Raw genomic sequence first — 5,871 nt, forward strand, 5'->3', positions numbered from 1 at the left:
CCGTCGCCGTGATGGTCACCGGCTGGCCCACCACCGACGGATCCGGCGACGACGACACCGTCGTGGTCGTCCCCGCCCGATTCACCGCCTGCGTGTCCGACCCCGAGGAACCCGCGAAGTTCGCGTTGCCGGAATACGTCGCCGTCACCGTGAACGGACTGCCGGCGGCCGTGGTGTAGGCGTGCGAGGTCGTCGCGGAGCCGCCGGCCAGCGCCACGGTCACCGACGGTGTCCCGTCCCCGAAGGCGAAGGTGACCGTTCCCGTCGGCGTACCGGACGCCGGCGCGACTGGCGCCACCGTCGCGGTGAAGGTCACCGGTTGACCCACCACCGACGGATCCGGTGACGAACTCACCGACGTGGTGGTGGCCCCCTTGCTCTGGACCGTGTGCGTGTCCGTCGCCGACGACTGGATGTAGCTGGTGTCCCCGCCGTAGGTCGCGACGATCGTGTGGGAGCCGACGCTCAGCGCGTTCGTGCTGACCGTCGCCGTTCCCCCGACCAGAGGCGCCGTCAGCGTCGGTCCTCCGGTGATGGTGAATGTGACAGTGCCGGTCGGCGTGCCCGAACCGGGCGCGATCGGCGTCACCGTCGCCGTGATCGTCACCGTCTGCCCGAAAGCGGACGGATCGGGCGAGGAGGCCACCGTCGTCTGGGTGAACGCCTTGGTGACGGCCTGGATGGTGGAACCTGTCGACCCGGTGAAGTTGGCGTCGCCGCCGTAGACCGCGGTGACCGTGTGGTTCCCCGCGGACAGGTTGGTGGCCGTCGCGGTGGCGGTACCGCCCACGACCGGCGCAGTCAGTGTCGGACCGCCGCTCACGACGAAGGTCACGGTCCCGGTCGGATTCCCCGCTCCGTGCGGGAGGATCGTCGCAGTCAGCGTCACCGGCTGGCCGACGACGGATGGATCTGGTGAAGTGGACACCAAAGTGGACGTGGTAGGCATGAGAGTGCCTCCAAAGGGGTCAGGGGTGGTCGGTGCCGCCTCTCGCCCCGCTGACGGGGGCCGCGATCGGCAATGCGGAGGCTGAGCACCACAAACGCCGTCCCCGACAGGGAATGGGCGGCCCCGGTCGGTACCACCACTACGCCCATGTCCCTTTGCGCCACGCCAGACCCACGACGCCCGATTCCCCCGAACAGCCGAGCGCGCACGCCGCGCAAACGGCGCAGAGACCGCCTACGACACCGTCGCGAACGGTCCCTGTGCCTTGCGACGGCGGGACGCCCCGCCTCCCGGCGGGACGCCCCGGCCGTGCGCTACACCCCGTACTTCTCGCGCAGTTCCACCTTGCGCACCTTGCCCGACACGGTCATCGGGAAGGAGTCGAGCATCCGCAGCCGGCTCGGGATCTTGTAGTGCGCCAGCCGGTCCGCGCAGTAGGCGCGCAGTTCCTCCAGGGTCAGCGGGTCGGCCGGGTCCAGCGGGATGACGCAGGCCAGCACCTCCTCGCCGTACTTCTCGTGCGGGACGCCGACGACCTGGACGTCGCGGATCTTCGGATGGCCGTAGAGGAACTCCTCGACCTCGCGCGGGTAGATGTTCTCGCCGCCCCGGATGATCATGTCCTTGATCCGGCCGACGATCTCCACGTACCCGTCCTCGCGCATCACCGCGAGGTCGCCGGTGTGCATCCATCGGCCGGGGTCGACGGCCTCGGCGGTCTTCTCGGGCTCGTTCCAGTAGCCGAGCATCACGCTGTAGCCGCGGGTGCACAACTCGCCCGCCGTGCCGCGCGGCTGGGTCACGCCGGTGGCCGGGTCGACGATCTTCACCTCGATGTGGGGCAGGACGCGGCCGACGGTGCCGGTGCGGTGTTCGAGGTCGTCGTCCATCCGGGTCTGCAGGGAGACCGGGGAGGTCTCGGTCATGCCGTAGCCGATGGAGACCTCCTCCATGTGCATCTCGGCGACGACCCGCTTCATCACCTCCACCGGGCAGGGCGAGCCCGCCATGATGCCGGTGCGCAGGGAGGTGAGGTCGTACTCGGCGAAGCCGGGGAGGTTCAGCTCGGCGATGAACATCGTCGGCACGCCGTACAGGGAGGTGCAGCGTTCCTGCTGGACGGCGTCCAGGGTGGCCTTGGGCTCGAAGGAGGGCGCCGGGATGACGATGCACGCGCCGTGGGAGGTGGCGCCCAGATTGCCCATGACCATGCCGAAGCAGTGGTAGAACGGCACGGGCAGGCACACCCGGTCCTGTTCCGTGTAGCCGACCGTACGGCCCACCCAGTAACCGTTGTTGAGGATGTTGTGGTGGGAGAGGGTGGCGCCCTTGGGGAAGCCGGTGGTGCCCGAGGTGTACTGGATGTTGACCGGGTCGTCGCAGCTCAGCTCCGCCTGCGCGGCGGCGAGCCGCTCGGCCGGGACCCGCTCGGCGGCCGCGGTCAGCGCGTCCCAGGTGGGGTCGCCGATGTAGACGGTCTCGCGCAACTCGGGACACCGGCCGCGGACTTCGTCGACCAGGGCGCGGTAGTCGCTGCCCTTGTGCGCCTGTGAGGCGATGAGCAGCGAGATGCCGGCCTGGCGGAGCACGTACTCCAACTCGTGCGCGCGGTAGGCCGGGTTGATGTTGACCATGATGGCGCCGATGCGGGCGGTGGCGTACTGGACGAGCACCCACTCGGGGCAGTTGATCGCCCAGATCCCGACCCGGTCACCCTTGACCACGCCCTTGGCGAGCAGGCCGCGCGCCACCTCGTCGACGGCGGCACCGAACTCGGCGTAGGTCCAGCGGCGTGAGGAGGGCACGTCGACGAGCGCCTCCCGTCCGGGGAAGGCGGCGATGGCCCGGTCGAGGTTCTCGCCGATGGTGTCGCCGAGCAGGGGGGTGGTGCTGGTTCCGTGGGCGTACGACGGCTGCGTGGTCACCGGAAGTCCTCCTCGCGGTACTCGGCCTGCGAGCCCTCGGCCGTGGCCTCGCGCAGCTCGATCCTGCGGATCTTGCCGGAGACGGTCTTGGGCAGCTCGCCGAACTCCAGCCGGCGGATGCGCTTGTACGGGGCGAGGACCTGGCGGGAGTGCTCGAAGAGCACCTTCGCGGTGTCGGGTCCGGGCTCGTAGCCGGCGGCGAGGACCACGTACGCCTTGGGCACCGCCAGGCGCACCTCGTCCGGCGCGGGCACGACGGCCGCCTCGGCCACCGCCTCGTGCTCCAGCAGGGCGCTCTCCAGCTCGAACGGGCTGATCTTGTAGTCGGAGGCCTTGAAGACGTCGTCACTCCGTCCGATGTAGGTCAGATAGCCGTCTTCGTCCCGTGATGCGACATCGCCCGTGCGGTAGTAGCCGCCCGCCATCGCCTCGGCGGTGCGGTCGGCGTCGCCGTGGTAGCCGGTCATCAGGCCGACCGGGCGTGCGGACAGGTCGAGCGCGATCTCGCCCTCGCTCGCGCCGGGCGCGCCGGACACCGGGTCGAGGAGTTCGACCCGGTAGCCGGGGCTGGGCCGCCCCATGGAGCCCGTCTTCAGCGGCTGGCCGGGGCTGTTGGAGACCTGCACGGCCGTCTCGGTCTGCCCGAAGCCGTCTCGGATGGTCACCCCCCAGGCCCGCCGGACCTGCTCGATGACCTCGGGGTTCAGCGGTTCGCCCGCGGCCACGGCCTCGCGGGGCGGGGTGCCCAGTTGGGTCAGGTCGGCCTGGATGAGCATGCGCCACACGGTGGGCGGGGCGCAGAAGGTGGTGACACCCGCGCGGTCCATCTCGGCCATCAGCCGGGCCGCGTCGAAGCGGGTGTAGTTGTGGATGAAGACGGTCGCCTCGGCGTTCCACGGCGCGAACAGGTTGGACCAGGCGTGCTTGGCCCAGCCGGGCGAGGAGATGTTCAGGTGGACGTCGCCGGGTTTCAGGCCGATCCAGTACATGGTCGCCAGGTGCCCGATGGGGTAGGAGGCGTGGGTGTGCTCGACCAGCTTGGGGCGGGCGGTGGTGCCCGAGGTGAAGTAGAGCATCAGCGGGTCGTCGGCGAGGGTGGGGCCGTCGGGCAGGAACTCGGCGGGGGCGGTGTAGCCGTCCTCGTAGGGCTCCCAGCCCTCCTCGGGCAGTCCGCCGACCGAGATGCGGGTGTAGGCGCCGGGGACGTCGGCGAACTTCGCGGTGTCCTCGGCGCGCACGATCACGTGTTTGACCCGGCCGCGCTCGACGCGGTCGCGCAGGTCGGCCGGGCCGAGCAGCGGGGTGGCCGGGATGACGACCGCGCGCAGCTTCATCGCGGCGAGCGCGGTCTCCCACAGCTCGGCCTGGTTGCCGAGCATGACGAGGACGCGGTCCTCGGCGGCGACGCCTCGGTCGCGCAGCCAGTTGGCGACCCGGTTGGAGCGTTCGGCCATCTCGGAGAAGGAGAGGCGGGTCTCGGCGCCGTCCTCCTCGACGATGTGCAGGGCGGCGCGGTCGTTGCCCTCGGCGACGGCGTCGAACCAGTCCAGCGCCCAGTTGAAGTGCCCGGGGCGCGGCCACTCGAAGCCCGCGTAGGCCGTGGCGTAGTCCTCGCGGTGTTCCAGCAGGAAGTCCCGCGCCCTGCGGAAGTCCTCCGTCGCCGTCGTCATCTGTCCTCCTCGGTGCCGGACCATTGCCGGGCGGCTCTGTCACATCGTGTAATCCGTGATGCGGGTCTCACTACCCCCGAACGGGGGTGTGGTGAGCACGGGTCCGTGAAGAAGGGGCGAGCGGGTGACGGCGAACGACTCCGGGACGGTGGAGATTCGAGCCGCGCTGGTGCGGCTGCGGCGCGCGACGGGCCTGCCGGTCGCCTTCGGCGGGCTGGTCGAGCCGGGCCGGCCCCGGGTGCGGATCAGCGAGCTGACCGGCACGTCGACACTCGCGCTCAGCGCGCTCGCGGTGACCTCGGGCAACGGGCTCGGCGGCAAGGCGGTGGCGCTGGCCAGGCCGTGCGCGGTGGCCGACTACTCGCTGTCCCGGCAGATCAGTCACGAGTACGACGTGCCGGTCGCCGCGGAGGGGTTGCGCTCGGTGCTGGCGGTGCCGGTGGTGGTACGGCGCCGGGTGCGCGGGGTGCTGTACGGGGCGCTGCGCACCGCCCAGCCGCTGGGCGACCGCACCCTGAGCGCGGCGGTGGCGGCGGCGCGGGACGTGGAGCAGGCGCTGGTGGTGCGGGAGGAGGCCCGTGACCTCATGGCGGCGGCCCGTCCGCTGCCGGTCGCGGACGCGCCTGCGTCCGGTGCCGAGTGGTCCGGAGCGGCGTGGGAGGAGGTGCGCGAGGCGCACCGGGAGCTGCGCTCGCTGGCCCCGCGGGTCGCGGACCCGGCGCTGCGGGCCGAGGTGCTGGGGGTGTGCCGGCGGCTCGCGGGGGCCGCGCCCGCGGATCTCCTCCGGGAGGCCGGGGAGCCCGTCCGGGGCGCGGCGGGTGAGGCCGGGGCGGACGGGTCCGCGCGGGCGGGCCGCCTGTCGCCCCGGGAGCTGGACGTGCTGGCGTGCGTGGCGGCGGGCGCGACCAACGCGGCGGTGGCCGCCCGGCTGGGGGTGCGGCCGGAGACGGTCAAGGGCTATCTGCGCGCGGCCATGCGCAAGCTCGGCGCGCACACCAGGGGCGAGGCGGTGGTGTCCGCCCGCCGTGCGGGCCTGCTGCCGTAGGACGTCGACGGCGCCTTCAGGACAAGAGCACCCCCGGGACCCTCCGGGGGTGCTCTTCCCCTTTTCGCAGCAACGCAAGGAGTTTATACGAGAACCCCTGTTAAATACTAATCTTGATTGGGACTACTCTCCCCTCAGGACACGGCACCCGTCACCGACGGGTGTCTGGTTGAGGGAGGCATGACATATGGGAGCAGTACCGGCCGACCCCGGCGGGGGCGGCGGACCGTCCGGGGACAAGCGGCCGCGCATGATCGCCCGCGGCTGGGTGCAGGCGGCGGT

Annotated in this window: 4 protein-coding genes; 1 reads left to right on the forward strand and 3 read right to left on the reverse strand. The window is 71.6% G+C overall.

Features of this window, described 5'->3' with window-relative positions; translation table 11 throughout:
• From IE249_RS31120 to IE249_RS31130, 3 genes are all read right to left on the reverse strand, one after another.
• A partial coding sequence (locus tag IE249_RS31120) for an Ig-like domain-containing protein (RefSeq protein WP_189710187.1) occupies window positions 1–949 on the reverse strand: 949 nt, incomplete at its 3' end.
• 314 nt (window positions 950–1,263) lie between these two features.
• On the reverse strand, window positions 1,264–2,874 hold the full coding sequence (locus tag IE249_RS31125) for an AMP-binding protein (RefSeq protein WP_189710189.1): 1,611 nt from the start codon (window positions 2,872–2,874) through the stop codon (window positions 1,264–1,266).
• On the reverse strand, window positions 2,871–4,544 hold the full coding sequence (locus tag IE249_RS31130; RefSeq protein ID WP_189710191.1) for an AMP-binding protein: 1,674 nt from the start codon (window positions 4,542–4,544) through the stop codon (window positions 2,871–2,873). Before IE249_RS31130 ends, IE249_RS31125 begins: the two co-directional genes overlap by 4 nt.
• 124 nt (window positions 4,545–4,668) lie before the next feature.
• Here IE249_RS31130 and IE249_RS31135 point away from each other — a divergent pair, with 124 nt between their 5' ends.
• Complete coding sequence (locus tag IE249_RS31135; protein ID WP_189710193.1) at window positions 4,669–5,589, forward strand: helix-turn-helix transcriptional regulator; 921 nt, start codon at window positions 4,669–4,671, stop codon at window positions 5,587–5,589.
• Window positions 5,590–5,871: the final 282 nt, after the last annotated feature.

The organism is Streptomyces anandii JCM 4720, assembly GCF_014650655.1.
In the GTDB taxonomy this organism is placed as follows: domain Bacteria; phylum Actinomycetota; class Actinomycetes; order Streptomycetales; family Streptomycetaceae; genus Streptomyces; species Streptomyces anandii.